The sequence below is a fragment of the Zhihengliuella halotolerans genome (genome assembly GCF_004217565.1).
GTDB lineage: Bacteria > Actinomycetota > Actinomycetes > Actinomycetales > Micrococcaceae > Zhihengliuella > Zhihengliuella halotolerans.
Genome location: NZ_SHLA01000001.1, coordinates 47,213 through 74,179, shown reverse-complemented (window position 1 = coordinate 74,179; position 26,967 = coordinate 47,213). Strand labels below are relative to the sequence as shown.

23 protein-coding genes and 2 tRNA genes are annotated in these 26,967 nt (G+C 68.1%); 17 read left to right on the top strand and 8 right to left on the bottom strand.

Annotated features, from left to right (window positions below; translation table 11 throughout):
* Complete coding sequence (locus tag EV380_RS00330) at positions 1-1,842, bottom strand: phosphoenolpyruvate carboxykinase (GTP) (protein ID WP_130448555.1); 1,842 nt, start codon at positions 1,840-1,842, stop codon at positions 1-3.
* A 309-nt stretch (positions 1,843-2,151) separates the two neighbouring features.
* On the opposite strand from EV380_RS00330, the gene EV380_RS00325 reads away from it, so the two are divergent.
* A tRNA-Arg gene (locus tag EV380_RS00325) sits at positions 2,152-2,225 on the top strand.
* Between the two features lie 108 nt (positions 2,226-2,333).
* On the opposite strand, the gene EV380_RS00320 is transcribed toward EV380_RS00325, so the two are convergent.
* Entirely contained in the window at positions 2,334-2,858 is a 525-nt protein-coding gene (locus tag EV380_RS00320; RefSeq protein ID WP_130448553.1) for a SixA phosphatase family protein, read from the bottom strand.
* An 88-nt stretch (positions 2,859-2,946) separates the two neighbouring features.
* Complete coding sequence (locus tag EV380_RS00315; RefSeq protein WP_102160323.1) at positions 2,947-3,762, bottom strand: winged helix-turn-helix domain-containing protein; 816 nt, start codon at positions 3,760-3,762, stop codon at positions 2,947-2,949.
* A gap of 479 nt (positions 3,763-4,241) precedes the next feature.
* Here EV380_RS00315 and EV380_RS00310 point away from each other — a divergent pair, with 479 nt between their 5' ends.
* Positions 4,242-4,982 carry a response regulator transcription factor gene (locus EV380_RS00310; protein WP_130448551.1) on the top strand — a complete coding sequence of 247 codons (741 nt, stop codon included), beginning with the start codon at positions 4,242-4,244 and terminating at the stop codon, positions 4,980-4,982.
* Positions 4,979-6,445: a sensor histidine kinase gene (locus tag EV380_RS00305; protein ID WP_130448549.1), complete on the top strand. Its 1,467-nt coding sequence runs from the start codon at positions 4,979-4,981 to the stop codon at positions 6,443-6,445. Before EV380_RS00310 ends, EV380_RS00305 begins: the two co-directional genes overlap by 4 nt.
* A gap of 17 nt (positions 6,446-6,462) precedes the next feature.
* Here EV380_RS00305 and upp read toward each other — a convergent pair whose 3' ends face one another.
* Positions 6,463-7,101, bottom strand: a complete 639-nt coding sequence (gene upp / locus EV380_RS00300) for a uracil phosphoribosyltransferase (RefSeq protein ID WP_130448547.1) — start codon at positions 7,099-7,101, stop codon at positions 6,463-6,465.
* A gap of 47 nt (positions 7,102-7,148) precedes the next feature.
* Here upp and tadA point away from each other — a divergent pair, with 47 nt between their 5' ends.
* The 4 genes from tadA (at position 7,149) to EV380_RS00280 (ending at position 9,389) form a co-directional block, all read left to right on the top strand.
* Positions 7,149-7,631: a tRNA adenosine(34) deaminase TadA gene (gene tadA / locus EV380_RS00295; protein WP_207219261.1), complete on the top strand. Its 483-nt coding sequence runs from the start codon at positions 7,149-7,151 to the stop codon at positions 7,629-7,631.
* Positions 7,632-7,712: 81 nt separating this feature from the next.
* Positions 7,713-7,803: transfer RNA gene (locus EV380_RS00290), tRNA-Ser, on the top strand.
* 91 nt (positions 7,804-7,894) lie between these two features.
* Entirely contained in the window at positions 7,895-8,851 is a 957-nt protein-coding gene (locus EV380_RS00285; RefSeq protein ID WP_130448545.1) for a proline dehydrogenase family protein, read from the top strand.
* A gap of 31 nt (positions 8,852-8,882) precedes the next feature.
* Entirely contained in the window at positions 8,883-9,389 is a 507-nt protein-coding gene (locus tag EV380_RS00280; RefSeq protein WP_341272751.1) for a GNAT family N-acetyltransferase, read from the top strand.
* Positions 9,390-9,505: 116 nt separating this feature from the next.
* On the opposite strand, the gene EV380_RS00275 is transcribed toward EV380_RS00280, so the two are convergent.
* On the bottom strand, positions 9,506-10,066 hold the full coding sequence (locus EV380_RS00275; RefSeq protein WP_130448543.1) for a phosphorylase family protein: 561 nt from the start codon (positions 10,064-10,066) through the stop codon (positions 9,506-9,508).
* A gap of 70 nt (positions 10,067-10,136) precedes the next feature.
* Here EV380_RS00275 and EV380_RS00270 point away from each other — a divergent pair, with 70 nt between their 5' ends.
* A complete protein-coding gene (locus tag EV380_RS00270) occupies positions 10,137-10,628 on the top strand; it encodes an S-ribosylhomocysteine lyase (RefSeq protein WP_102160307.1) in 492 nt (163 codons plus the stop codon).
* Positions 10,629-10,638: 10 nt separating this feature from the next.
* Here EV380_RS00270 and EV380_RS00265 read toward each other — a convergent pair whose 3' ends face one another.
* From EV380_RS00265 to EV380_RS00255, 3 genes are all read right to left on the bottom strand, one after another.
* Positions 10,639-11,604 (bottom strand): carbohydrate ABC transporter permease, encoded by a 966-nt coding sequence (locus EV380_RS00265; RefSeq protein ID WP_102160305.1) that lies wholly within the window; start codon positions 11,602-11,604, stop codon positions 10,639-10,641.
* The gene (locus EV380_RS00260) at positions 11,601-12,572 is read right to left on the bottom strand and encodes a carbohydrate ABC transporter permease (protein WP_130448541.1); all 972 of its coding nucleotides are present in this window, start codon (positions 12,570-12,572) and stop codon (positions 11,601-11,603) included. The genes EV380_RS00265 and EV380_RS00260 overlap by 4 nt, the downstream gene beginning before the upstream one ends.
* Positions 12,573-12,668: 96 nt before the next feature.
* Positions 12,669-14,009 (bottom strand): ABC transporter substrate-binding protein, encoded by a 1,341-nt coding sequence (locus tag EV380_RS00255; protein WP_130448539.1) that lies wholly within the window; start codon positions 14,007-14,009, stop codon positions 12,669-12,671.
* 203 nt (positions 14,010-14,212) lie between these two features.
* Here EV380_RS00255 and EV380_RS00250 point away from each other — a divergent pair, with 203 nt between their 5' ends.
* The 9 genes from EV380_RS00250 to EV380_RS00210 all read left to right on the top strand — a co-directional run bounded on the left by EV380_RS00250 (position 14,213) and on the right by EV380_RS00210 (position 26,956).
* Positions 14,213-15,217, top strand: a complete 1,005-nt coding sequence (locus EV380_RS00250) for a LacI family DNA-binding transcriptional regulator (RefSeq protein ID WP_130448537.1) — start codon at positions 14,213-14,215, stop codon at positions 15,215-15,217.
* A 187-nt stretch (positions 15,218-15,404) separates the two neighbouring features.
* Positions 15,405-17,342 (top strand): BCCT family transporter, encoded by a 1,938-nt coding sequence (locus tag EV380_RS00245; protein WP_130448535.1) that lies wholly within the window; start codon positions 15,405-15,407, stop codon positions 17,340-17,342.
* A 55-nt stretch (positions 17,343-17,397) separates the two neighbouring features.
* On the top strand, positions 17,398-17,856 hold the full coding sequence (gene rlmH, locus EV380_RS00240) for a 23S rRNA (pseudouridine(1915)-N(3))-methyltransferase RlmH (protein WP_102160297.1): 459 nt from the start codon (positions 17,398-17,400) through the stop codon (positions 17,854-17,856).
* A gap of 39 nt (positions 17,857-17,895) precedes the next feature.
* Positions 17,896-18,441, top strand: coding sequence for a hypothetical protein (locus tag EV380_RS00235; protein ID WP_130448533.1), 546 nt, complete (start codon positions 17,896-17,898; stop codon positions 18,439-18,441).
* Positions 18,426-23,357, top strand: coding sequence for an ATP-dependent helicase (locus EV380_RS00230; RefSeq protein WP_130448532.1), 4,932 nt, complete (start codon positions 18,426-18,428; stop codon positions 23,355-23,357). The genes EV380_RS00235 and EV380_RS00230 overlap by 16 nt, the downstream gene beginning before the upstream one ends.
* On the top strand, positions 23,350-24,174 hold the full coding sequence (locus tag EV380_RS00225; protein ID WP_130448530.1) for a DNA-formamidopyrimidine glycosylase family protein: 825 nt from the start codon (positions 23,350-23,352) through the stop codon (positions 24,172-24,174). Before EV380_RS00230 ends, EV380_RS00225 begins: the two co-directional genes overlap by 8 nt.
* Positions 24,175-24,217: 43 nt before the next feature.
* Entirely contained in the window at positions 24,218-25,330 is a 1,113-nt protein-coding gene (locus EV380_RS00220; RefSeq protein ID WP_130448528.1) for a hypothetical protein, read from the top strand.
* Positions 25,331-25,404: 74 nt separating this feature from the next.
* Positions 25,405-26,373: a pseudouridine synthase gene (locus EV380_RS00215; RefSeq protein WP_130448526.1), complete on the top strand. Its 969-nt coding sequence runs from the start codon at positions 25,405-25,407 to the stop codon at positions 26,371-26,373.
* Positions 26,366-26,956: a DedA family protein gene (locus tag EV380_RS00210; protein ID WP_130448524.1), complete on the top strand. Its 591-nt coding sequence runs from the start codon at positions 26,366-26,368 to the stop codon at positions 26,954-26,956. The genes EV380_RS00215 and EV380_RS00210 overlap by 8 nt, the downstream gene beginning before the upstream one ends.
* Positions 26,957-26,967: the final 11 nt, after the last annotated feature.

Below are 26,967 nucleotides of genomic sequence, written 5' to 3'. Positions count from 1 at the left end.
TCAGGCGCCGAGGCGTTCCTTCAGCCCGTCGAGCTCGGCGCGCAGCGACGCCGGAAGGGCCTCGCCGAAGTTCGCGTACCACTGCTCGATGCCGTCGATCTCGGCTGCCCATTCGTCCTTGTCGACGTTGACAGCGGCCTCGACGTCGGCCGCGTTGTAGTCCGCCAGGCCGGTCAGGTCGATCGAGTCGCCCGTGGGGACGAAGCCGATCGGGGTTTCGTTGGCGTCGGCCGTGCCCTCGATGCGCTCGACGACCCACTTCAGCACCCGCGAGTTATCGCCGAAACCGGGCCACGCGAAACCGCCGTCCTGCGTTCGGCGGAACCAGTTCACGAGGAAGATCTTCGGGCGCCGCTCCGCGGAGAGCAGGCCGGAGATCTTGTCCCAGTGGTTCAGGTAGTCACCGGCGTTGTAGCCGATGAACGGGAGCATGGCCATCGGGTCGCGGCGCACTACGCCGACGGCGCCGGAGGCCGCGGCCGTGGTCTCCGACGACAGCGTCGAACCCATGAAGACGCCGTTGGCCCAGGAGCGGGCTTCGGTCACCAGCGGGATGGTGGTCTTACGCCGACCGCCGAAGAGGATCGCGTGGATCTCGACGCCGTCGGGGCTGTAGTACTCGTCGGAGAGCATGTCGATCTGGCTGATGGGCGTGCAGAAACGCGAGTTCGGGTGCGCTGCCGGGCGTCCCGACTCAGGCGTCCAGTCATTTCCCTGCCAATCGGTCAGGTGTTCCGGGACCTCGTCGGTCATGCCCTCCCACCAGACGCCGCCGTCGTCGGTGAGTGCGACGTTGGTGAAGACGGAATTTCCCTTGGCGATGGCGCGCATCGCGTTCGGGTTCGTGGACCAGCCAGTGCCGGGGGCGACGCCGAACAGACCGTACTCCGGGTTGACGCCGCGCAGTTCGCCGTCCTTGCCGATGCGCATCCAGTTGATGTCGTCGCCGAGCGTCTCGGCCTTCCAGCCGTCGATCGTCGGGTCGAGCAGCGCCAGGTTGGTCTTGCCGCACGCCGACGGGAAGGCGCCAGCGATGTTGTAGGAGCGGCCCTCGGGGCTCGTCAGCCGGAGGATGAGCATGTGCTCGGCGAGCCAACCCTCATCGCGGGCGATGACCGAGGCGATACGCAGCGCGTAGCACTTCTTGCCGAGGAGCGCGTTGCCGCCGTAGCCGGAACCGAAAGACCAGATCGAGCGCTCCTCGGGGAAGTGCACAATCCACTTCTCCGGGTTGCACGGCCAGGCGACGTCGTCCTGCCCGGGCGCCAGCGGCGCGCCGACGGAGTGCAGCGCCGGCACGAAGAACGCGTTCTCGGCTTCCATCTTGCGCAGCACATCGGTGCCGATGCGCGCCATGATCCGCATCGAGACGACGACGTAGGCGGAGTCGGTGATCTCGACCCCGTACTGGGGCTCCTCGGCGTCGAGGGGGCCCATCACGAACGGGATCACGTACATCGTGCGCCCTGCCATCGAGCCGGTGAAGCGCTCCGTAAGGATGCCCTTCATCTGCTCCGGGTCCATCCAGTTGTTGGTGAAGCCGGAGTCCCTCTCCTCCTGCGAGCAGATGAACGTCCGCTCCTCGACCCGGGCGACGTCGGCCGGGTCGGAGAAGGCGGCGAAGGAATTGGGGAACCTCTCGTCGTTGAGCCGGCGAAATGTTCCAGTCTGGACGAGCTCAGCGGTCAGCCTGTCGTTCTCCTCCTGGCTGCCGTCAACCCAATACACCTCAGCAGGATTCGTCATCTCGGCAACCTCGGCCACCCAGGCGGACAGAGCCGCGTGAGAAGTTGGCGCCGTAGTCCGCGCGTCGTCGACCTGCTTGGTGGAGCTCTCGCTCATGTCCATTCCCTCCATTGGGCTGTTACTGGTGTATCGATGCTACGGGCGCAGCTCCCGTCGCCAATGTGATGGACTTCGCACTACCGGCTGGTATCAAGCCTTCCGGGTCGACACTTCCCCGGGTTTTCGGGGTTCCGCGCGACTTTGCTGTGATTAAGGTCACGTAGACCGGTCTAGTTATACGGGTCCTGATCGACAAATCGGGGCCAGCCCAGCCTCGAGAGGAGGCATCCGATTTTGCACCCCCAAATAGCGTGTGTATAGTTGAACAGGTCGAACGCACGGCGGGCGGCGAAAACAACAAAATATGCGCCCATAGCTCAGCTGGATAGAGCGTCTGTCTACGGAACAGAAGGTCAGGGGTTCGAATCCCTTTGGGCGCACAAAATGTGAAAAGGCTCCGCTTCGGCGGGGCCTTTTTGCTGTCCGCAGCCGCCTCCCCCTGAAAGCGCTCGAGAAGCAGCAGGAGGTCGCCGGGCGGCCTGCGCTGCCTACGGGCGCGGCACCGCGAACCGCGTGACGCGGGCGTCCCGACCGTCGAGTTCGGCCCACGGCTTGGTCGCCTCGAGCAGCGTCAGCCCGAGCGGCGGGTACTCCGTCGCCAGGTCCATCACAGCGGACTCGTCGGACTCTTTGGACGCCAGATTCATGGCGAGCTCCTGGACGGTCGGCAGGTGCCCGATGACCAGCAGCGTCCTGACCGTCTCCGGGGTCTCGTTGATGATCGAAAGCAACCGGGCGGGACCTGCACCGTAGACGCGCGAGTCGATGTACGGCGTCGGACCGGCCTCGCCCAGTTCACTCGAGACCCACGCGCACGTCGAGCGGGTGCGGAGCGCGTCGGAGCAGACGATGTAGTCGGGGACCACATCGTTCTCCACCATCCAGCGGCCGGCGAGCGGAGCGGCCGCATCGCCGCTGGAGCCCAGCGGCCTCGAGTGATCCTCGACGCCGAACGGGAAGGCGGCCTTGGCATGCCTCAGCAGCAGCAGGCGCTTGATGTGATGGTCGCTCATGCCCCAACCCTATCCGCGCAGAACACCCGTTAAGCGACTCGCGGCCGCTCCCCTGTCGGGGAACGGCCGCTGCGATGGCTAATTCTGACTAGATGGAGTACTCCGGTGCGGCCCAGACGACGACCTCGGGGTGCTCGTAGAAGCGGTAGCCCTGGCCGCGCACGGTGCGAACGGTGTTTGCCAGGCGCCCGAGCTTCGAGCGCAGACGCCGGATGTGCACGTCGATGGTGCGCTCGTTCGGGATCTCCTCGGCATTGCGCCACAGGTTGGTGAGCAGCTCCTCGCGGCCGACGGTGCGCGTGCCGTTCTCAACAAGGTAGTTGAGCAGCTCGAACTCCTTGTAGGTGAGGTTGAGCGACTCGCCGTCGAGGTGGACCTCGCGCCGGGAAAGGTCAATGAGAACGCCGGAGGGCCGCGGGGCAGCCTGCTGGGCACGGGCCGCCTCCGCGCGGGGCCGGCGGGAGACCGTCGGGTCCCCGAGCGCCTGGCGCACGACGTCGATATTGTCGCCCTGCGCGTCGGCCGGAGCGAGCGCTACTGCGGCGTGGGTCTTGGCGTCGGGGGCCAGCGTTTGGAGGAAGGCGCGTACCTGCGTGGCAAGCTTGCCGAGGGACGTGCCGGCGGCCTGGGCGGTCGCCTCGTCCATGCCGACGTAGAGAACAAAGCCGCGCGCTTCCGTATCGCTCTTGACCGCCTGAGGGCCGCGCGCCTGGCTGTTCTGCGAAACAACGGGCATCGGCGCGGTCATGGGCTGCCGCTCCTGCACGCCCGGGACGGCGTGCAGCGGACGCTGCGGCGCCGCGGCACCGTAGCCAGCATGGCTGGAGGCCTGACGCTGCGCTGCTGCAGCGCGGTTCTGGGCATTGCGAACGGAGATGTGGACGTATCCGGAAGTGACGGACATCTGTAAACCTCATTACTGTGCGGTGAGCCGGCGCGTCGAGCCGGTCAGGGTCCACTTCGGTCCGTGTGAAGAGCCGAGGCGCGTCCTGTACCGATCAACGATCACATTGCCCAGTGTGACGTGCGGCAAACCCGACCCGCAAGTAATATTCGCCCGAGTTGTCCATCATGTGAGACAAGTGGTGCATTTTGTGATCAGGATCACTATCGGCACATTTCCGCATCATTCGCTTCGCGTCGGTCGAAATGCTCACAGAAATTGCTCGGGGATGTTAGATCTGTTCAACGTGCTCGAAACGTCCGCACCTTTATGAGCACTAGCGAATACTTATACGTTGGTGCAGGAGGTGTCATACTCCGGGTTCTCAGCCGGGATGCTTGACGCCGACGTGCTAAAGCGTCGGCTGGCTTCCATACTTTCACAGTCTCCGCACAGGCCAGACCTAGATTCGGCTCACACTGCCGAGGCACAGTAGAGGTATGACCCCGGAGAACTTCGCCCCGCACCAGCTGCCACGCCTCACCCACCCGGACGGCTCCCCCGTGCGCGCGCTGGTCGTGGACGACGAACCATCCCTCGCCGAACTCGTCAGCATGGGCTCGCGGATGATGGGCTGGGAGACGCGGATCGCGCACGACGGCCCGGACGCCGTCGCCGCCGCTCGCGAGTTCACGCCCGACGTGCTGATCCTCGATTGGATGCTGCCGGGCTTCGACGGCCCCGAGGTCCTCAGCAAGATCCGCGCCTTCCTGCCGGATGTCCCCGTCCTGTTCCTCACGGCCAAGGACTCGACGGAGAACAAGATCGAAGGCCTCGCCTCGGGCGGCGACGACTACGTGACGAAGCCGTTCAGTCTGGAAGAGGTGCTCCTGCGCCTGCACCGCCTGGTCGAGCGTTCGGGCGTGACCGCCTCGGATGCAGCAGAGATCGTCGTCGGCGACCTGGTGCTGGACCTCGACTTGCGGGAGGCTCGGCGCGGCGGAGAATCGATCACACTGACCGCGACGGAGTTCGACCTGCTGCGCTTCCTGATGGAGAACGCCCGTCGCGTCATGAGCAAGGGGCAGATCCTCACCAACGTCTGGGAGTACGACTTCGGCGGCCAGGCCAACATCGTCGAGCTCTACATCTCCTACCTGCGCAAGAAGATCGACGCCGGCCGCGAGCCCATGATCCATACCGTCCGCGGGGCGGGATACGTCCTCAAGCCCGCCGCATGAGCCTTCGCACGCGCATGCTGCTGGCACTCGTCGCCATGCTGGCGCTGATCTGCCTGGTTATCGGCCTGATCACGCAGACGGTGATGCGCTCGCAGCTGTACGGCCAACTCGACTCTGAGCTTGCCCAGGCCACCCAGCGCGCCGAGGACGTGCAGCGCGGGTTCCCGAACGGCAATCCGCTCTCCGCCCCCGGACAGGCATCGGGAACGCTGAGCTTCCTGGTCACCGGCGACCGTCTCGGTGTCGGCGGCGTCCTCGACTCGACGACGGGCAAGCACCACACGGTATCGCTGCTCTCCCCTGACGACCAGCGGGAACTGCTGAGCACCCCGCTCGGCCGCGAGCCGCAGTCCCTCGAGCTGAGCATCGGCGACTACCGCGTCTCCGCGAGCCGCATCGACGACGCGGTCCTCATCATGGGCCTGCCCGAGTCCCGGACGCAGACCACTTTGGACCAGCTGACGTGGACCATACTCGTCGTCTCATTCGCCGGCCTCACGGCTACGGCCCTCCTCGGATCCGTCATCGTCCGCCGCTCGCTCAAGCCCCTCGAGCGGGTCTCGGCGGTCGCCACGCACGTCTCCAATCTGGAGCTCGACGCCGGCCGCGTGCAGGTCGCCGAACGCGTCGCCGCCGACGACGCCGTCCCCGGCACCGAGGCCGGCAACGTCGGGCACGCGCTCAACGGCCTGCTGGACAATGTCACGAGCGCCCTGGAGGCGCGCCAGGCCTCGGAGGAGAAACTGCGCCAGTTCGTCGGGGACGCCTCGCACGAGCTCCGCACGCCGCTCGCCGCGGTGCGCGGCTATTCGGAGCTCGTCAACGCCACCGAGCACCTCAGCGACGACGGGCGCACCGCGATGAGCCGCGTGCTCGACCAGAGCCGGCGCATGGGCTCTCTCGTCGACGACCTGCTCCTGTTGGCACGCCTCGACGAGCGCAAGGCACGGCACGACGACGCCTCCGCCGCGGCGGGCGGTCCGGGCGGCGGCGCCGTCGTCGACCTCTCGCGCCTCGTGGTCGAGGAGGCCGCGGACTTCCAGGTCACTGCGCCGAGCCACACGTGGGAGCTGGACGTGCCGGCGGAGGCCGTCGAGACGCGCGGCGATGAGGCGCAGCTGCGGCAGGTCGTGGCGAACCTGCTCGCCAACGCCCGCAAGCACACGCCGGAGGGCACGCGGGTGACGGTGCGCCTCACCGCCCGCGGCAACGGGCCGCTGGCCCTGACAGTGAGCGACGACGGCGACGGGATCACCGCGGACTTCCTGCCGCACGTGTTCGAGCGCTTTACGCGCGCGGACGCGGCGCGGTCGGGCTCGGACGGCACGACTGGGCTGGGCCTGCCGATCGTCAAGGCGATCGTGGAGGCGCACGGCGGATCGATCGACGTGACCAGCCGGCGCCGCGAAGACGGCCGGCCGGGCCGCACGACGTTCGAGGTCCGGCTGCCGCTCGCCGGCTGAGGGTTGCGGGCCGGGAGTTACTGCGCCAGACCGTACAGGCGATCGCCGGCGTCGCCGAGGCCGGGAACGATGTAGGCGTTCTCGTCGAGCCTCTCGTCGAGGGCCGCGAGCACCAGCCGGATGCGGTCGTCGCCGCCGTGCGTCTCCTCGAGCCGCGCGATCCCCTCGGGGGCCGCGATGAGGCAGATGCAGGTCACGGACTCGGCTCCGCGGGCGAAGAGGAACTTGATGGCCTCGACCAGCGTGCCGCCGGTCGCGAGCATCGGATCGAGCAGGAAGACCTGGCGCCCCGTGAGGTCGTCCGGCAGGCGCTCGGCGTAGGTGACGATGTTGAGCGTCTCCTCGTCCCGGGCCATGCCGAGGAACCCGACCTCGGCAGTCGGGACCAGTCGCGTCATGCCCTCGAGCATGCCCAGGCCGGCGCGCAGGATCGGCACCACGAGCGGGGTGGGCTTGGCGAAGGCGGTGCCGGTGGTCGTGGCGACGGGCGTCTCCACCTGGACCTCGACCGTCTTGACCTCCCCGGTGGCCTCGTACGCCAGCAGCGTCACCAGCTCGTCGGTGAGCTGCCGGAACACCGGTGAACTGGTGTTCTTGTCACGCAGGACGGAAACCTTATGGGCGACCAGCGGATGGTCTACAACCTGTACTCGCATGCCTCAAAACTACCAGCAGCGCGGGCCGGGTGGACTAGGATTCAGGCGTGATCTCCCGCGCTTCGACCCACGACGAGTGGATGGGCCTCGCCCTCGACGAGGCGCGCGCGGCCCTGGAGACGAGCGACGTGCCGATCGGCGCCGTCGTGCTGGATCCCGATGGGCGGGTGCTCGCGGCCGGCCGCAACCGGCGCGAGGCGGACGGCGACCCCACCGCGCACGCCGAGGTCGAGGCGATCCGCGCCGCGGCCGCGGCCCTGCGCGAGGCCGGGAACGACGACGGCTGGCGGCTGGCCGACTGCACGCTCGTCGTGACGCTGGAACCGTGCGCGATGTGCGCGGGTGCGATCGTTTTGGCGCGGATCCCGCGTGTCGTCTTCGGCGCGTGGGACGAGAAGGCCGGGGCCTCGGGCTCGGTGTTCGACGTGCTGCGGGAGCCGCGGCTCAACCACTTCGTCGAGGTCTTCCCCGGGGTGCGCGAGGAGGAGTGCGGGGCGCTGCTGCGCGATTTCTTCCAGGCGAGGCGCTGAGGCGCCCGGACCGATTTGAGCGTGCCGCGCATGCTCCGGTACAGTAGTCCAGTCTGGTTTCGTGCAAACGAATCCACATCTGGTGACGTGTCCGAGCGGCCGAAGGTGCAACACTCGAAATGTTGTGTACGGTAACCCCGTACCGTGGGTTCAAATCCCACCGTCACCGCCAGAGCAGCCCCGTAGATCCTTGGATCTGCGGGGTTTTTCTTTGCGGAGAACACGCTTCCCCACGGCCCGCGTTCTCGCAGTAGCATCAGGGCATGCTGATCGATGAGAAGACCGTAGCCCGCGCCGCCGACACCCTTCGCACCTGGGCGCTCGACGAGGAACTCAAGGCCCGCATCATGGCCGACCGCGAGCAGTCGGCCCTCGCGCAGCGCATCGCGCGCCGCTACACCGCCGGGGAGACAATCGAGGAAGCGCTGGCCGTCGTGACGTCCAACGCCTCCCGAGGACACCGGGGCAGCATCGAGTGCGTCGGCGAGTCCGTGCGCGATCCCGGCGTCGCCGCTCGCGAAACGCAGGAATTCATCCAGCTCGCCCGCCGGATCAGCGCCGCGGGGCCGCCCGCCACACTCTCCTTCGACCTCTCTCACGTCGGGTCCCTGGTTTCACCAGCAACAGGCCTGGAGAACGTCACCGCGATCGCGCAGGCCGCGCGCGACGCCGGCACATCGGTCATGATCTCCGCGGAAGGCTCGGACCGGACCGATCTCGTCCTCGACCTCTACGAACGCGTCGCGTCGGATTTCCCGGAAACCGGCATCACACTGCAGGCGCGGCTGCACCGGACACCCGAGGACCTGGACCGCTGTCTGAACCTGCCGGGTCCTGTGCGTCTGGTCAAGGGCGCGTTCCTGGAATCCGAAGCCGTCGCCCACCCGCGCGATTCCGCGCCGATGACGACGGCGTTCGTGTCGATGGCGCGCTCCCTCGTCGGCACCGGCCACCGCGTCAATCTCGCGACCCACGACGCGCAGCTCGTGCACACCCTGAAATCCGAGCTCGGCGCGGATCTGCAGGGTGAACACGTCGAATTCGAGATGCTCCAAGGCCTCGGGGACGCCCTGTTGGACTCGCTGCACGCCGAGGGCTACGCCACCCGCGAGTACGTCGTCTACGGGCCACAGTGGTGGCTCTATGTGCTCAACCGGATCGCGGAGCATCCCGAGCGCGCACTGTTGGCCCTCGCCGACCTCAACCCGCTGACCGCCTGACCGCCGCCCGGCACGCGACTAGAGTTGGGCGGTGTTCGAATCACATCAGCTCACCGAAGATGTCAGCATGCGCGTTCTGCATTCGGACGATGCCGCAGCGCTAACGTCTGCCTACCTCCGGAACCGCGCGCATCTGGCCCGTTGGGAGCCGCTCCGGCCCGAGGAGTACTACACCGAGGAGTGGCAGGCCGGTGACATCACCCGGCGCCTCGCGGCGCGCGATGCCGGCGAGGGCTGCCCTCTCGGCTTGTTTGCCGGCGATGAGCTCGTCGGCCGTTTCAACCTGGCCGGAATCACACGAGGTCCGTTCCAGAGCGCCGGGCTGGGATACTGGGTGGACAGCCGGTACACCGGGAGGGGCCTGGCGACCGCCGCCGTTCGGGAGATTGCCAGAGCGGCCCGCGACGAACTCGGACTTCACCGCCTCGAAGCGAGCACGCTCCTGCACAACACCGGCTCGCAACGGGTGCTGCGGAACACTGGATTCGAGCAGATCGGCACAGCTCCGAAATACCTTCAGATCGCCGGAATCTGGTAGGATCACCGTCTCTTTCAGCGGATCCTGCACGACTAGCGCTCGCCCCAGCGCGGCCAACGCTGCGTGAGTAGACGTCTTTCAGCGGAGTTTGGAACGGCGCCTGCTCACGGGGCGATTCAGCGGGTGAGCGTCTCGTCCCAGAAGGCGCGCAGCTGCTCGCTCTTGCGGAAGACGATCGTGTCCCACTCCTCCGCCGTCGTCGTGCTGTCGGCGAAGTCGGACGGGATCTTGAAGATGCGCAGCGGAACGCCGAAGCGCTCGCATACGCTCGCGAACGCGTACCCCTCCATGTCGACCAGTTCGGCGCCGAGGCCGGCGATGCGCGCCCGCTCGGCGTCGTCCTGCACGAAGACGTCACCCGTGGCCATCGTGGCCGCGGGCGCGCCGGCGAGCGCTTCACCGGCGGGGTGCAGCTCGGGCGAAGGCAGCGAGAAGTCGTGCTGGAGGACCGTGGTCACCTGGTAGACGGTGTCGAGGTCCAGCCGGGAGTCTCCGTCGCCGATCACGCCGGCGGTGCCCAGGACCAACACCTCGTCGACGTCGCCGTCGGCCAGCGCACGGCCGAGCGACGTCGCCGCGTTGACCTTGCCGATCCCGCTGACCAGGTGCTCCACGTCGGCGAACGCGCTCGCCTCGTCGCGGTGGGCGAAGACCAGCAGCGTGTTCCGATTCGTCATCGTGTTCCTCTCGCTCGAGTGGCCTCCCGGCCCATGTTCTGCGCGTCAACACTAGCGTTAGACTGGCCGCATGAATGACGTCGAACTTGCCGAAGTCGAGAGCTTTTCGCTGGACCACACCAAGGTCAAGGCGCCCTACGTGCGCCGCATCGGGGTCGAACACGGCCCCAAGGGCGATGCAATCTCCAACTACGACGTGCGCCTGGTACAGCCCAACGAGGGCGAGATCCCGACCGCCGGGCTGCACACGATCGAGCACACGATGGCCGCGCTCCTGCGTACGCGCCTCGACGGCCTCATCGACTTCTCCCCCTTCGGCTGCCGCACCGGCTTCCACCTGATTGCGTGGGGCGAGCCGACCCCGGAGACCATCGCCGCCGCGGTCAAGTCCTCGCTCGAGGACCTCGCCGAGCGCATCACGTGGGACGACGTGCCCGGCACGGAGGCCGTCAGCTGCGGCAACTACCGCGACCACAGCCTGCACTCGGCCCGGGAGTGGGCCAAGGTCGTCCTGGAAGCGGGCATCAGCCTGGACGCCTTCGACCGCAGCCACTTGGCCTAAGCCCGCTGGCTCACCCCTTCGCGGAGCCCGCCAGCAACCCACGGACGAAGTAGCGCTGGAGGCTGAAGAAGACGATCAGCGGCACCACCAGCGAAACGAAAGCACCGGCGGTCAGTCGTGCCCAATTCTGGCCGCGCGATCCGGCGAGTTCGGCAAGCCGCTGCGTCAGAGGTGCGGTGTCGGCGGTTCCCGAGGAGAACACCAAAGCCACCAGCAGGTCGTTCCAGACCCAGAGGAACTGGAAAATCGCAATCGACGCCAGCGCCGGCAGGGCCAGAGGCAGCACGATCTTCATGAAGATCTGCGCGTGACCCGCCCCGTCGACGCGAGCCGCTTCGATCACCTCGCCAGGAATCTCCGCGATGAAGTTGTGCAGGAGGAAGATCGCCAACGGCAGCGCGAAGATCGTATGCGCGATCCACACCGGCAGGTACTGCTGATCCGGGATGATCGGAACCGCATCTCCGATGGCGCCCATCAAGGGGTGTAGGAAGGAGACCGTGAGTTGAAGAAGCGGGATCAGCGCCAGCTGCAGTGGGACAATTTGCAAGGCGAAGACCATCACGAAGAGCGCGGATGATCCTTTGAACTTGATCCAGGCGAACGCGTAAGCCGCCATCGCCGCGAGCACCAGCGGGAACAACGTCGCCGGTATGGCGATGAAGAGCGAGTTGACGAAGTACTCACCCAGCTGCGGCGCGGACGACGACCCCGACAGCAGGACTTCCTGATAGTTGCCCAGCGTGAAACCCGGGTTCTGGAACAACGTCCACCAGCCGCTGGATTCGATCAGTTCGCGTTCCCGGAAGGAGGAGACGAAGAGCCCGAACGTGGGGATGGTCCACACGGTCGCGATGACCAACGCCGCCGCCGTTGCGATGCGGGTGGACAGTTTCGTCTTGACACGGGTTGTCTTGGCCGCCAGTTGGGAGATGCGTTCAGGCCCGGAAGGGGTGGCTGCTGTCTGCTGGCTCATCGGATCTGCCTCTGCTTCATCAGGACGCGGACGTTGTAGACGACGATCGGCGTGACCATCACGAACAGGATCAGAGCCAGAGCGGCGCCGCGCCCCGGCTCGCCGGCGCGGAACGCCTGCGTGTACATCTCGTTGGCGACCACCGAGGTGTTGAAGTTGCCGGCCGTCATGGTTCGCACGACGTCGAAGATCTTCAGTGTGGCGATCATGATCGTCGTCACGACAACCACTAGAGAGGACCGAATTCCCGGAATGGTGACTTGGAGGAATCGCTGGTACGCCGAGGCGCCGTCGAGCTCGGCTGCTTCCAGTTGCTCAGCGGGGACACCCTTGATCGCCGCCGACAGGACGGTCATCGCGAAACCTGTCTGGATCCAGATCATCACCACGATCAACGCGAGGGTGTTGCCCGGCCACGATTGCAGAATCTGCTGCGGCTCCCCGCCCAGACTCACAATGATCTGGTTGACCAGACCGTACTGCTCGTAGTTTGCCGAGCGGTACGCGTACATGAAGCGCCAGATGATGCCGGCACCCACGAATGAAATCGCCATGGGCATGAAAACCAGCATCTTGAAGTACTTCTCACCGCGCGATTTATCGATCAACACGGCATAGACCAAACCGATCGTCGTGGAGATGATCGGGACCAAGAAGATCCAGACGAAGGTGTTCAGCAAGGTGATCAGCGCCTGATCTTGCGTGAACATCCAGACGAAGTTGTCCCACCCATTAAATTCGCCAGCGCGGTCCGTGAATGCCAAGAAGCTGGTGCGAATGGCCGGGTAGATCAGACCGATCCCCAAGAGCGCCAGCGCCGGGCCGAGGAACAAGCCCAGCTGAAGTGACGTTCTCTCCGCTTTGGCGCCGCGATCGAGCAGGAACAGGATGAGAGCCACCACAATGGCGAAAACCAAAAGTCCGGTGGCGAACTGCAGGAACTTCCCCAGCAGGTCGAGTGATGTCATGTTGTCTCCAGAGTCCATCGCCCCGACCGGTGACGGCAGGGCGTGAAAGACGAGGCGGGTGGGGCTTTGCCAGCCCCACCCGCCACACGCCGCGGGTTAGTTCCAGTTGTCCTCGACGCGTTTCAGGACAGTTTCCGTATCGTCGCCGGAGACCCAGTCGACCAGAGCACTCCAGAAGCTGTTGGCACCCACGGCACCGGGCATCAGGTCCGACCCGTCGAACCTGAAGGTCGTGTCAGGGTTCTGCAGCAGAGCGATCGCGTCGACGAGCAGCTGCCCGGACTCCTCGGCGTTGGCGGGGTCAACACCGTTGTTGGCGCTGACAACTCCACCGAGGCTGACGCGGTTATTGGCCCAGGTGTCTGTTGCCAGGAACGTCTGCACCGCGGTGATCTCTTCCGACTCGCGGAACGCGCCCACGAATTCGCCGCCGCCCGTGACGGCCAGCTCTCCGTCAGCAGATTCCTGCGGGGTCAAGAACGCGTAGACATCTCCGTCTTCGGCGATAGTGGTTCCCTCGGGCCAGAAGCCCGCGTAGAAAGATGCCTGGTGGTGAAGCGCGCACTCGCCGTCCAGAATCGGCAACCCGGCATCGCCGAAGTCGGTGCTGGTGATGGTGCTGATGTCACCGAATCCGCCGTTGACGTAGTCGGGATTCTTGATGATGTCCCCCACCCGATCCATCGCTTCCACAATTTGCGGATCGTTGAACGGGATCTCGTGGTTGACCCACTGATCGTAGACTTCAGGGCCGTGCAAACGCAGGACGTAGTCCTCCAACCAGTCGGTGCCAGGCCACCCCGTGGCTGATCCCGAACCGAAGCCAACGCACCACGGCGTTGTTCCATCAGCTGCGATCTGGGCGGTCAGCTCGTCCATCTCATCCAGCGTGGTTGGCGCCTCGTAGCCGTTCTCCGTGAAGAACGACGGCGAATACCAGACATAGCCCTTGATGCTTGCCATCAGAGGGGCGGCGTAAAACTCGCCGTCAACCGTGCCGTAGGTCTTCCAGTCCTCGCTCCAGAACTCGTCGGCGTTGGCTTCAACTGACTCAGCAGCGGGAATGACGTGCCCTTGTTCCACCAGCGCGGAAAGCAGGCCGGGCTGCGGGAAGAACGCCAGGTCCGGAGCGTTTCCGCCCTGAGCGCGAACGTTGACCTGCTCTTCGAATTCGCTGGTGCCTTCGTAGGCGATGCTGATCCCGGTGCACTCTTCGAAGTCGGCCCACGACTCATTCAGCAGGTCCGCCTCGAGATCGAGAATCGAACCGAAGACGCTGACTTCGGCACCTTCGAAGGTGCCGTACTCCTCATAGACGCTGCAGTCGGCTTCGTCGCCACCCTGCTCTTCCATGTCTCCCACACACCCCGTCAAGGCGAGGACGCTGACGCCCACGATGCCCAGTCCGGTGGTGAAGCGACGCTGCGAATTTCCCACGACGTGTTCCCCTTTTTTCGTCTCCTGAAAGTGCTGATGATGATCCCGTGCCGCGCGACCGCAACCGGTTCCATCCGTGAACCGTAACGCACATCACACCCGCTTCCAAGTCCCGTTGTGGAACTGATACCAAACGTCTACGCCCAGTTCCTTCAGGGTTAGACTCACCCTGAACAACTGCTGCTTCGAGGAGGACCGCGCCGATGGCGACCCTGGCCGACGTCGCTCGCGCCGCGGGCGTCTCCAAGTCCACAGCGTCGCGCGCACTCGCCGGGCACCTGGTAGCCAGCGGAACTCGCGAACGCGTACTGGCTGTCGCCCGGGAACTCGACTATGTGGCATCGCCGGCAGCAGTCAGCCTCGCGACAGGAAAATCCGGAATGATCGCGGCGATCGTCCCAGCCTGCAACACGTGGTTCACGGGCACGTTGCTCGACGGCATCGCTGAAGCCGCCCTCGAACTCGACTACGACGTCGTCCTCTACAACCTGGGAGAACTGGGTACCCGCCGCCGGAGAGCGTTCGATCACTTTCAGCGGCGCAAACACGTGGATGCGGTAGTTTCGGGGAATTTCGCGCTAACGGCTGACGAGATCGAGCAGTTGCGCGAGATGCGAATGCCCGTCGCCGGAGTCGGCGAAGCGACGGACGGCATTCGGACATGGTGTCTGGACGACGTCGCCGCCGGCCGGATCGCAACAGAACACCTCATCGGGCTCGGACATCGGCAGATCCACTTCGTCGGGGGGCGGCGCACAACAGACCGTTCGCTCTACGCGGCCGAGGACGCGCGCCTACGCGGCTATGCCGCCGCCTTGGCCGCCGCCGGCCTCGCCCGCCCTCGAGAACTGCGTCTGGACCCCGATTTCACCTCGGCCTACGCCGCTGGCCGTGAAATTTTCGCCACCGCACGCCATCCCCGTGCGCTCTACGCCGCCACGGACGACATCGCACTTGGTCTCGTCCTCGCAGCGCGAGACACCGGCCTCGATGTTCCAGGCGACGTGTCGGTGGTGGGGACTGACGACCAGCTCCTGGCCGGCCCCTTCGGCCTGACGACTCTGCGCCAGCGCCCCGCTGATCAAGGCAGTGAGATCGTGCGTTGGCTCGCCGGAGAAATCGACCATCCGACGCATCGGCATTCGCACACTTGGGTCGCACCCGAACTCGTCGTCAGGAGCACGACGGCCGCGCCGTCCGAACGCTAGTTTCGTCGCCACGTGCAACCAACTCAGGTTGACATGTGATGCACGTCATCCGTAGGTTGTTCGTCTTGTCCGGCGGGGTTGTCGGCGGCGCGCCCGCGCGCCTCGGCTGAACCAGAGCCGCAGAGCTCCGGACAGTGCATGAATACCGCCTCCCCGGACTGACCTGTTCGCCTACCGAGGAGGAACCGTGGACGCACCACGGCCCACCAGCACGCCCGTCGACACCGACTACCCGCACGACACCCACCCCGGACTCGTCCCCGGCATCGCCGTCGACGAACAGCGGGTCCGCTACGGCACAGACCGCCTCGTCTTCGGCATCGCGGCCGCACTGATCGTCGGATTCATCATCTGGGGAGTCACCAGCACGGAGTCGCTGACCGCGGTCTCCGGTGTCGCGCTGACGTGGGTCGTCTCCAACACCGGCTGGCTCTTCAACATCCTGGTCGCGGTCGTCCTCGCCTTCCTCATCTACCTGGGGCTGAGCAAGTACGGTCGGATCCCCCTCGGGCGCGACGGTGAGAAACCCGAGTTCAAGACGTTCTCGTGGATCACGATGATGTTCTCCGCCGGCGTCGGGATCGGCATCTTCTTCTTCGGGCCCTACGAACCCCTCTACTACTACATGAATCCGGCGCCCGGCGCCGCCGATCCCGAAACGATCGAAGCCATGCACAAGGCCATGGCCCAGACGCTGTACCACTGGGGTTTCCATGCCTGGGCCCTCTACTCGCTCGTCGGCGCCGCCGTCGCCTACGGCGCCTACCGCCGCGGCCGCGTGCCGTTGATGAGTTCGATCTTCACGCCGATCTTCGGTAAGGACCGCGTCAACGGCTGGCAGGGCAAGACCATCGACATGCTGGCCATCGTGGCGACGCTGTTCGGGACCGCGGCGTCGCTCGGCATCGGCACCTTGCAGATCGGCCGCGGCGTCGAGATCGTCTCCGGGATCGGGGACATCGGCAACTCCGCCCTGATCGCGATCATCATGGTGCTCACGATCGGGTTCATCCTCTCCGCCGTCTCCGGTGTCGGCCGCGGCATCCGCTGGCTCTCGAACATCAACATGACCGCGGCCTTCGGACTCGCCGTCTTCATCTTCGTGGCTGGCCCGACCCTGTTCCTGCTGAACTTCCTACCCTCGGCGACGTTCGAGTACTTCGGCGACTTCTTCGAGATGATGACGCGCAGCGCGTCGTGGGGCGAAGAAGCGGCGGCGTTCTCCGAGGCGTGGACCGTCTTCTACTGGGCCTGGTGGGCTTCCTGGGCGCCGTTCGTCGGCATCTTCCTCGCCAGGATCTCCCGCGGCCGCACGCTCAAGCAGTACATCTTCGCCACGCTGGCCGTCCCCTTCATGGTGTGCGTCCTCGCGTTCGGCACGTTCGGCGGCACAACGCTGTGGATGCGCGCCAACGGCAACGAATCGATCACGGCGGAGACGTCGCCGCAGGACCTCCTGTTCGAGGTGCTGCACGCCCTGCCGCTGGGCTCGATCACCCCGTTCATCGCCATGTTCTGCCTGGCGGTCTTCTTCGTCACCTCCGCCGACTCCGCCTCGCTGGTGATGGGCACGCTCTCTCAGCGCGGCAATCCGGATCCGGATAAGAAGGTCACCATCTTCTGGGGACTGGCGATGATGGGCATCGCCGTCGTCATGCTCCTGATCGGCGGCAACGAGGCCCTCTCCGGCCTGCAGAACCTCATCATCGTCTCGGCGCTGCCCTTCGCGGTCATCCTCCTGTTCATGATCGCCGCGTTCTTCAAGGACCTGCAGACCGACCCGGCGGTCATCCGCACCGAATACGCGCAGACCGCGCTCGAGAACGCGGTGCGCTCCGGCATCGACGAACACGGTGACGACTTCGCCCTCTCCGTCGAGAAGGCCGCGGAGGGCGAGGGTGCCGGCGCCGCGTTCGACTCGAGTGCCGACGAGGTCACCCAGTGGTATCAGCGCTACGACGAAGACGGCAATCCCGTCGACTACGACTACGAGTCCGGCGAATACGCCGACGGCTGGACCCCGGAGACGGGCGCCATCCGTGCCGTGGACGCGGTGGACACGGAGCGGAGCCCGCGCTCTCCCGTCGATGTGGATCACGACGGCGACCAGCAGCCCGCTCGCTGAGGGCGGCTAATTCGCGGGGCCCGACTGACAGGCTGTCTCTTGAGAGGATGGGGACATGGGAATTCGGGTTCTGGCCATCGGGAAGAAGCACGAGTCGTGGGTGAGCGAGGGGATCGACCGCTACGCCAAGCGCATGAAGAAGCCGTACGACGTCACGTGGCAGTTGCTGCCGCACTCGTCGCGCGAGGCGGATGCCGCCCGTTCCGAGGAGAGTGAGCGGCTGCTCGCCAAGATCGGGGCCCAGGACCATGTCGTGCTGCTCGACGAGCGGGGCCGGAACATCGACTCGCCGGACCTCGCCGCCAGATTGCAGCGGCAGTTCGACATCTCCAAGCCGGTCACCGTCATCATCGGCGGCGCGTACGGAGTGGCCGACTCCGTGCACCAGCGGGCCGACTTCGTCTGGAGCCTCTCGAAACTGGTGTTCCCGCACCAGCTGGTCCGGCTGATTCTGGCCGAGCAGCTCTATCGCGCGCAGGAGATTTCCGGAGGCCGCCCGTACCACCACACGTGACTTCGGGTAGGTTGTGAGTAGGATGTCTGGAGGAAAACCGTGAAGATTCGCCAGCTGGTCACGCTCGCCGCCGCGGCCGCCGCGGCGCTCCTCCTTGCGTCGTGCGCGGGGCCCGATTCCTCCTCCGCCGACGGACCCGACCGGGACACCCCGTCCGGGTCTCCCGGTTGCACCGCGGAGTCGCTGCCCATCGAGTTCGGTGAGCCCATCGACGATGCCCCCGACTCCCCTCGCCGGTTCGATTTCGGGCCGGCGACGGCTGAGTGCCACCTCTCCGAACTCGCCGAGTTCGCCTTCCTCGACGCGGACGAGGCCGTGATCGGCAGCCCGTCTGCGTTCAACGGCGATGCCGGCCTGGTGGCCGCAACCGTCGAATCAGACCAGCGCGTGAGTATTGAGCTCAGCATGAGGGCCGCGGACGACGTCGAGGCGGAGTCGTGCGACCCGGTCGTGCCCGTCTACTTGGGCCACCGTTTCCCCGACGATGCGGAGTACTCCCTGATGGAGCTGGGCGGCGACGGCTGGAAGGCCTGCGCATCTGAGGACCAGGAATTGCTGGAGGTCGGGCCATATCGGATTCAGTAGCGCAGACGGCGGTCCTGGACCGCTTCACGCCCGCGACCAGAGAATGGTTCACGGGCGCCTTCGCTGCGCCGACCGACGCCCAGGTCGGGGCCTGGGACGCGGTCTCCCGGGGTGAGAACGCACTCGTCGTCGCCCCCACCGGGTCCGGGAAGACGCTGTCCGCGTTCCTCTGGGCCCTCGACTCCCTCGTCCGCGACGGTAACGGCAGCAGTGAACCGGCACTGCCCGGCCTCGCCGCGAAGGCCGAGCGCAAGCGTTCGACCCGCGTCCTCTACATCTCCCCGCTCAAGGCTCTCGGCGTCGACGTCGAGCGCAACCTGCGCAGCCCGCTCATCGGCATCACGCAGACCGCGGCCCGCCTCGGCGAAACCGCACCTGAGATCCGGGTCGGCGTCCGCTCCGGCGACACCCCTGCCAACGAGCGGCGGAAGCTCCAGACGAACCCGCCGGACATCCTCATCACCACCCCCGAATCCCTCTTTCTCATGCTGACGAGTCGGGCCCGGGAGTCGCTCGCCGGCGTCGACACCGTGATCCTCGACGAGGTGCACGCCGTCGCGGGGACCAAGCGCGGCGCCCACCTCGCGGTATCGCTCGAGCGGCTCGACGCGCTGCTGCCGGCCCCGGCCCAGCGCATCGGGCTCTCCGCGACGGTCGAACCGCACACCGAGGTCGCCCGATTCCTCGGCGGGTCCCGTCCCGTCACCGTCGTCGCCCCGGAGAGCCGCAAGAAATGGGACTTGACGGTGTCCGTTCCCGTCGAGGACATGACGGACCTGCCGGCGGCCGCCGGCGCCCACGACATGGGCCCGGCCTCCGGCCTGCAGCCGCAGGCAAGCATTTGGCCGCACGTCGAAGAGCAGATCGTCGACCACATCGAGGCCAACCGTTCCACGATCGTCTTCGCCAACTCCCGCCGCCTCGCCGAACGCCTGACCGGCCGGCTCAACGAGATCCACGGCGAGCGCCTCGAACTCTCCACCGATGACGAGGAGTGGGGCGACGGCCTCGCCGCGGTGCGCGAGCAGGCCCGGGGATCCGCCCCGACGACGCGCACTCCCGCCGAGATGATGGCCCAGGCGGGACAGACCTCCGGAGCCGAGCCCGTGCTCGCCCGCGCCCACCACGGCTCCGTCTCCAAGGAGCAGCGCGCCGACATCGAGGACGGGCTCAAGTCCGGCCGGCTGCGCTGCGTGGTCGCGACCAGCTCGCTCGAGCTCGGCATCGACATGGGCCTCGTCGACCTCGTCATCCAGGTCGAGTCCCCCAACTCGGTCGCCTCGGGCCTGCAGCGCGTCGGCCGCACCGGCCACCAGGTCGGCGCGGCCTCCGCCGGCTATTTCTTCCCCAAGCACCGGGGCGACCTGCTGGAGACCGCAGTCACCGTCGAACGCATGCTCGCCGGACGCATCGAGCCCCTGCGCATCCCCGCCAACCCGCTCGACATCCTCGCCCAGCAGACCGTGGCCGCCACGGCACTCGGCGAGATCGACGCGGAGGAGTGGTACGACGTCGTCCGGCGGGCCGCCCCGTTCGCGGCGCTGCCCCGCTCGGCGTACGAGGCGACGCTCGACCTGCTGGCCGGGAAGTATCCGTCCGACGAGTTCGCGGAGCTGCGTCCGCGCATCGTCTGGGACCGCGACGCGGGCACGCTCACCGGCCGCCCGGGTGCCCAGCGCCTCGCTGTGACCTCCGGCGGCACGATCCCCGACCGCGGGCTGTTCGGCGTCTTCATCGTCGGCACCGAGGAGGAACGGCCGGGCGCCGCGCGGACGGGCGGGCGCCGCGTCGGCGAGCTCGACGAGGAGATGGTCTACGAGTCGCGGGTCGGCGACATCTTCGCCCTCGGCGCCACGAGCTGGCGGATCGAGGACATCACGCACGACCGGGTGCTCGTCACGCCCGCGTTCGGCCAACCCGGCAAGCTTCCTTTCTGGCACGGCGACGGCCCCGGCCGCCCCGTCGAACTGGGCCACGCCGTCGGCGCGTTCCGCCGCGAGGTCGCCGCGCTCGACGAGGACGACGCCGCCGCCCGCCTCGCGTCCGCGGGCCTCGACGCGTGGGCCGTCGCCAATCTCCGCGGCTACCTCGCCGCGCAACAGGAGGCCACTGGCGCGCTGCCGACCGACCGGGCCCTCGTCGTCGAACGGTTCCAGGACGAACTCGGCGACTGGCGGGTCGTGCTGCATTCCCCGTTCGGCATGCCCGTGCACGCGCCGTGGGCCCTCGCCGTGGGCGCCCGGCTGCGCGAACGCTACGGACTCGACGGGTCCGCGATGGCCGCCGACGACGGGATCGTGCTGCGCGTGCCAATGATGGAGGACGAGCCGCCCGGTGCCGAACTCTTCGACTTCGAGCCCGACGAGCTGGCCGAAATCGTCACCCGGGAGGTCGGCGGCTCCGCCCTCTTCGCCTCGCGCTTCCGCGAATGCGCGGCCCGTGCCCTGCTGCTGCCGCGCCAGAACCCCTCCAAGCGCAGCCCGCTGTGGCAGCAGCGGCAGCGTTCGGCCCAGCTGCTCGACGTCGCCAAGAAGTTCCCGACGTTCCCGATCATCCTCGAGACCGCCCGCGAGTGCCTGCAGGACGTCTACGACCTCGACGCACTCTCCGCGATCGCGTCCGCCGTGCAGTCCCGCAGCATCAGCGTCCTCGAAACGACGACGCGCTCCCCCTCCCCGTTCGCCCAGTCCCTGCTCTTCGGCTACGTCGCCCAGTTCCTCTACGAAGGCGACTCCCCGCTGGCCGAGCGCCGGGCCGCCGCGCTCTCGCTCGACCCGACGCTGCTGGGCGACCTGCTCGGCCGCACCGAGCTGCGCGAGCTGCTCGACGCCGACGTCATCATCCGCACCGCCGCCGAGCTGCAGCGCACCGCCGACGGCTACCGGCTGCGCGCGGACACGGACGAGCGCGGCGTCGAGGCCGTCGCCGACCTGCTGCGCCTGCTCGGCCCGCTCGACGCCGGGCAGCTCGCCGAGCGCCTCGAGCCCCCCGGCACCCCCGCGGAGCAGGTGAACCGCTGGGCCCAGGAGCTCGTGCGCAGCGTCCGCGCCCTGAAGGTCCAGCTCTCCGGACGCGAGGTGTATGCGGCCATCGAGGACGCGGCCCGGCTGCGCGACGCGCTCGGCGTCGCCCTCCCGATCGGCGTCCCGCTGGCGTTCGTCGAGCCCGTCGACGACCCCCTCAGTGACCTCGTCGGCCGCTACGCGCGCACCCACGGCCCTTTCACCGCCCAAGAGGCGGCGATCGCGCTGGGACTGGGCGTCGGCGTCGTGCGGGTGGCCCTGCAGCGTCTCGCGCAGGACGGGCGCGTCTCCGACGGCGCCTTCCGCCCGCCCGAGCTGCTCGCCGCCGAGCACCACACGCCGGCCGGACACGACGGGCTCGACGCCGACTCCGCCGGGCTCGAGTGGTGCGAGCGAGAGGTCCTGCGCCGGATCCGCCGCCGTTCTCTGGCGGCGCTGCGCGCCGAGGTCGAGCCCGTGCCGGGCGACGCCTACGCCCGCTTCCTGCCCGAGTGGCAGTTCATCGGCGACGGCGCGTCAACGGCGCCGGCGCTGCGCGGGATCGACGGCGTGGCCACGGTGCTCGAGCAGCTCGCCGGCTACCCCGCCCCGGCGAGCGCGTGGGAGTCCCACATCCTGCCTTCCCGCGTCGCCGACTACCGGCCCGGCTACCTGGACGAGCTGCTCTCCGCGGGCGAGGTCCTGGCGACCGGGGCCGGCGCGCTGGCCGGGACCGACGGCTGGGTCGCCTTCCACCCGGCCGCCACGGCAGAGCTGACCCTGCCGGTCTCGGACGCGGAGCCGGAGACGAGCGCCGTCCAGGCCCAGTTGCTCCACACCCTCACCGGCGGCGGCGCGTACTTCTTCCGGCAGCTCGCCGAGGCCGCCCCGGACGTTCCGCAGGGCGAACTCGTCGAGGCCCTCTGGGAGCTATTCTTCGCCGGTCGCGTCACGAACGACACGTTCGCACCCGTCCGCGGGCTGCTCGACGGCGGCAAGACGGCTCACCGGCGTCGGGCGTCGACCCCGCGGGCGCGCCTCGGCCGTCCCACCCGGCTGTCCCTGCGCTCTGGGCTGCGGAACCGCCTGTCGGAGCCGGCCGACTCGGGCCTGCGCCCCGGCGCGAACCCGGCCGACGCGCTGGCCTCCACGACCGGAGTGCTGACCCCTGCGCAGGCCGCCAAGGCCACGGGCCGCTGGTCGCTCGTGCCGCGGGCCGAGGCGGATCCGACGATCCGGACGCACGCCACCGCCGAACTGCTGCTGGACCGCTACGGCGTCCTCACGCGCGGCCCGGTCATGAGCGAAGACGTCGCCGGCGGCTTCGCGCTCGTGTACAAGGTGCTGGCCCGGCTCGAGGAGTCCGGCCGCGTCCGCCGCGGCTACTTCATCGAACACCTGGGCGCCGCGCAGTTCGCGCTGTCGGCAACGATCGACCGCCTCCGCACCCACGCCTCGGGGCACGACGACGCCGCCACGCACCGCTCCGACCGCCGCCGCGCCGTCGCCCTCGCCGCGACCGATCCGGCCAACCCGTACGGGGCGGCCCTGCCCTGGCCGGAACCGCCCGAGTCGGGCGCGGCGACGGCCGAAGCGTCCGCAGCGGACCCGGCGGCGAGCGGTCGCGGGCGACACCGCCCGGGCCGGAAGGCGGGCGCCGTCGTCGTCCTGGTCGACGGGGAGCTGACGCTCTACCTCGAGCGCGGCGGCAAGACCATGTTGAGCTTCAGCACGGACCCGGCGGCGCTCGACGCCGCCGCGACCGCGCTGGTGGGCGCGTTGAAACTGGCGCGCATCGAAAAGTTGGGGATCGAACGAGTAGGCGGGCAGCCAATCGGCGGCACCGCACTGGCCGACGCACTCCGCGCGGCCGGATTTTACGCAGCACCGAACGGGGTGAGATTCCGTGCCTGAGGGCGATACCGTATTCCGCACCGCACGCATGTTGGACGCGACGCTGACCGGACATCAATTGACCAAGAGCGATTTCCGGGTCCCGCAGTGTGCGACGCTGGATTTGACCGGATACCCGGTGGAGTCTGTCGCTTCGCGCGGCAAACATCTGCTGATCCGGGTCGCGGACCTGACCGTACACACGCACCTGATGATGGACGGGAGGTGGGACGTGTACGCGCCCGGCGAGCGCTGGCGGACTCCGGCGCACAAGGTCCGGTGCGTGCTGGCGAACGACTCCTTCGAGGCCATCGGCGTCGACCTCGGGCTGCTGCGGGTGTTCCCGACGCGGCTCGAGCACAAGGCCGTCGGTCATCTGGGACCCGACCCGCTCGGGCACGCCTGGGACCCCGAGGAGGTGCGCGAGCGGATGCTGATGCGCCCGGACCTGCCGATCGGACTGTCCCTGATGGATCAGCGGAACCTGACTGGCATCGGGAACATCTACCGGTCGGAGACCCTGTTCATCACGAAGGTGCACCCGCTCATGCCGGTCGGTGCGGTGCCGGACCTGGCCCGGATCATCGAGCGCTGCTTCCTGCTGCTGCACGCGAACAAGGACCGGAACCGGCGCAAGACCACGCCGACCGAGCTGACCGACCCGTACTGGGTTTACCAGCGCACGGGGCGGCCGTGCTACCTGTGCCATACCCCGATCGAGCAGATGCCGCTCGGCCCGCCCGAGAAGGATCAGGAGCGCCTCGCGTTCTTCTGCCCGACCTGTCAGCCGGTCCCCTACCGCGAACAGACGGAGCCCGCTGCTGCCACCGCCGTGTGAGGCGCGTACGTGACGTCCGACCCGAGACCCCAGGAGCCCCCTCATGCCCACCGTGGGAATCATGGCCGACCCGGGCCTACCGGAGAGCGTGTGCCGGCGCGCCCGCGACGCAGTCGAGCAGCGCCTGGACGATGCCGACGGCGAGGACTGGACCGTCGTCGTCGAACGGGGTGCGCTGCCGCTTGACCCGGACGGCGACATCCGGCTGATGGGTAGCGCCGGCGCCCTGTCGGCCGAGCGCGACTGGGACTATCTCGTCTACGTGACCGACCTGCCGCGGACCTACGACGGGCAGCCGCTCGCGTACGAACTGGACCGCGGCACCGGCGCGGCGCTGCTCTCGCTGCCGGCGTTCGGACTGTGGCGGTTGACCGCGAGGCTGCGCACGATGCTCACGGACCTCGCACTGACGCTGCATCGGCGACAGGGGCCGGAAGACGAGGGCGACCGCTCCGGCGAAGTGCGCACCCCAGGTGTGCGCACCGCTCACCACGCCCCCGGCGACGGGGACCTGCTCGTGACGCTCGACTCGCGCTTCTCCGCGCTGCGACTGTGGGCGGGAATGGTCAGGAACAACCGTCCCGGCCGGTTGCTCAAGGCGCTCTCGACATGCATCGCGACGGCGGCGGCAGCGGGGGCGTTCGGGATCTTCTACTCCAGCATCTGGAACATGTCCGACGTGCTGCCGACCCGGCGGTTGGTGCTGATCAGCATCGTCGCCGTACTGACGCTGAGCACGTGGCTCATCGTGCGCAACGGCCTGTGGACGCGCCGTTCGACCGTCGAGCAAGCGGGCGCTGGCCGGCTCGGGGTCGGGTCCGCGTCGAACCAGGCGGCCCTCGACAATGCGGCGACGGTCACCACGGTGGTGCTCTCCGTCGCCCTGATGTACGCGGTGATCTACCTCGTCCTCTTCGCCGGCGCGCTCGCGATCGTCGACTCCGGGTACCTGGAGTCCCAGCTCGGCCACCCTGTGGGGCTCGGCGATTACGCTGCGCTCTCGTGGCTGGCCGCTTCTCTGGGCACGATGGCCGGCTCGCTGGGCTCGAACTTCGACAGCGACGACGACATCCGCGAAGCCACCTACAGCCGCCGCGCACACCAGCGCCGCCTTCTCTACGAGGAGGGGAACAAGGACTCGCACACTGGAGGGTGAGCCGGTGGCGGAGGGCCCCGGTCGCCGCACGGACGGCTCGCGCGCCGTCGTCGTGAGAGACTGGTGCGGTGGCCATGAAGTCTCCCCTCCCCGTGCGCAACGGCGTCGGCGCTACCCGCCTGCACCTGCCGGAGAGCGGCTGGGACACCGTGTTGGACTACGTCATGCACCGATTCGGCCATGTCGACCCGGACGGGCTTCTGCGCCGGTTCGACGACGGCGAGGTCGTCGGCATCGACGGCTCCCCCATCCGCCGGGAGACCCCGCTGCGCGAGCACGAATTCCTCTGGTACTACCGTGAGGCGCCGCGCGAGGAGCCGATCCCCTTCACCGAGTCGATCGTGCACCAGGACGAGCACCTGCTCGCCGTAGACAAGCCGCATTTCCTTCCGACCACACCCGGCGGGCGGTTCGTGCAGGAGTCCGCGCTGGTGCGGCTGCGCAACCGGCTCGGCATCGACCACCTCATCCCCATGCACCGGCTGGACCGGGCGACCGCCGGGATCCTGCTCTTCTCCACCAACTCGGCCACCCGCGGCCTCTACCAGACGTTGTTCGAGCGGCGCGAGATCCGCAAGGAGTACGAGTGCGTCTCCGCGCTCGACGCCCCCGCGGCCGGGGCCGATCAGCTGCGCGCGGCGCACGGGTTCCCGCTCGTCTACCGCAACCGCATGACCAAAGTGAAGGGCCAGCTGCGGGCGATTGTCGAAGCCGGGGAACCGAATGCGGAGTCCTGGATCGACGTGCTGGGCACGGGGGTGAGCGCCGGCTCCCACGCGGGCGCCGCCGTCGGACACTTCCGGCTCAAGCCGCACTCCGGCAAGACCCACCAGCTGCGCGTGCACATGGCCGCGCTCGGACTCGGGATCCTGAACGACGCGTTCTACCCGCGGCTCTGGGACAAGGCCCCCGACGATTACGCCCGGCCCCTGCAGCTGTTGGCCCGCGGCATCGAGTTCCGCGACCCCGTCACGGGCGCCGAGGTCCGGTTCGACTCGCGGCTCCAGCTCTCCGAACGCCCCGCTGACGCGCCCCGTGTCTGATGTGCTCGGGGGCAACGCGGCCCTGTACTACCTGATCACGGCGTTTCTGGTCGCGTTCGACGCTCCGTTCCCGCCCGTGCCGTCCGAGCTGTTCGTGCTCGGCTCGGGCCCTATGGTGGCGGCCGGGCACCTGAACCCCGTCTTCGCCTGGGTCGCCGCGGCGGGCGGCTGCTGGCTCGGCGACATGGGACTCTACTGGGTCTTCCGCCGCGGCCTGACGACGTGGCTCGAGCGCTTCCGGTGGGGCCGCTGGGTGCACCGGAACACGGTCGCGCTGATGAACCGGGTCGGCCGCGAGACCACGTACGCCTCTCTACTCGGACTCCGTTTCGTTTCCGGCGGCCGCACCGCCTCGGTCGCCGCCGCGGGCCTCGCGGGCGTGACGCCGGGGACGTTCGCTGCCCTCGCGGGCCTCGGCGCCGGCCTCTGGGCGGCGTGGATGATGCTGCTGGGCTACCTCACGCAGACGCTCACGGGTTGGCCCACGTGGTCCGCGACGCTGCTGTCGATGGGGCTCGGCGCGCTCCTCGGTTTGGCTCTCGCCGCCGTGCTCGCCCGCTCCAAGCGCCGCACGCGCACCTGAGGCCGGCGCGG

What these genes read in the sequence shown, in the direction of transcription:
- upp (WP_130448547.1), bottom strand. Translation starts at nt 7,101, where the DNA reads ATGCGAGTACAGGTTGTAGACCATCCGCTGGTCGCCCATAAGGTTTCC.
- EV380_RS00260 (WP_130448541.1), bottom strand. Translation starts at nt 12,572, where the DNA reads ATGACATCACTCGACCTGCTGGGGAAGTTCCTGCAGTTCGCCACCGGA.
- EV380_RS00310 (WP_130448551.1), top strand. Translation starts at nt 4,242, where the DNA reads ATGACCCCGGAGAACTTCGCCCCGCACCAGCTGCCACGCCTCACCCAC.
- rlmH (WP_102160297.1), top strand. Translation starts at nt 17,398, where the DNA reads ATGGGAATTCGGGTTCTGGCCATCGGGAAGAAGCACGAGTCGTGGGTG.
- EV380_RS00305 (WP_130448549.1), top strand. Translation starts at nt 4,979, where the DNA reads ATGAGCCTTCGCACGCGCATGCTGCTGGCACTCGTCGCCATGCTGGCG.
- EV380_RS00215 (WP_130448526.1), top strand. Translation starts at nt 25,405, where the DNA reads ATGAAGTCTCCCCTCCCCGTGCGCAACGGCGTCGGCGCTACCCGCCTG.
- EV380_RS00270 (WP_102160307.1), top strand. Translation starts at nt 10,137, where the DNA reads ATGAATGACGTCGAACTTGCCGAAGTCGAGAGCTTTTCGCTGGACCAC.
- EV380_RS00265 (WP_102160305.1), bottom strand. Translation starts at nt 11,604, where the DNA reads ATGAGCCAGCAGACAGCAGCCACCCCTTCCGGGCCTGAACGCATCTCC.
- EV380_RS00285 (WP_130448545.1), top strand. Translation starts at nt 7,895, where the DNA reads ATGCTGATCGATGAGAAGACCGTAGCCCGCGCCGCCGACACCCTTCGC.
- EV380_RS00315 (WP_102160323.1), bottom strand. Translation starts at nt 3,762, where the DNA reads ATGTCCGTCACTTCCGGATACGTCCACATCTCCGTTCGCAATGCCCAG.
- EV380_RS00275 (WP_130448543.1), bottom strand. Translation starts at nt 10,066, where the DNA reads ATGACGAATCGGAACACGCTGCTGGTCTTCGCCCACCGCGACGAGGCG.
- EV380_RS00220 (WP_130448528.1), top strand. Translation starts at nt 24,218, where the DNA reads ATGCCCACCGTGGGAATCATGGCCGACCCGGGCCTACCGGAGAGCGTG.
- EV380_RS00320 (WP_130448553.1), bottom strand. Translation starts at nt 2,858, where the DNA reads ATGAGCGACCATCACATCAAGCGCCTGCTGCTGCTGAGGCATGCCAAG.
- EV380_RS00330 (WP_130448555.1), bottom strand. Translation starts at nt 1,842, where the DNA reads ATGAGCGAGAGCTCCACCAAGCAGGTCGACGACGCGCGGACTACGGCG.
- EV380_RS00250 (WP_130448537.1), top strand. Translation starts at nt 14,213, where the DNA reads ATGGCGACCCTGGCCGACGTCGCTCGCGCCGCGGGCGTCTCCAAGTCC.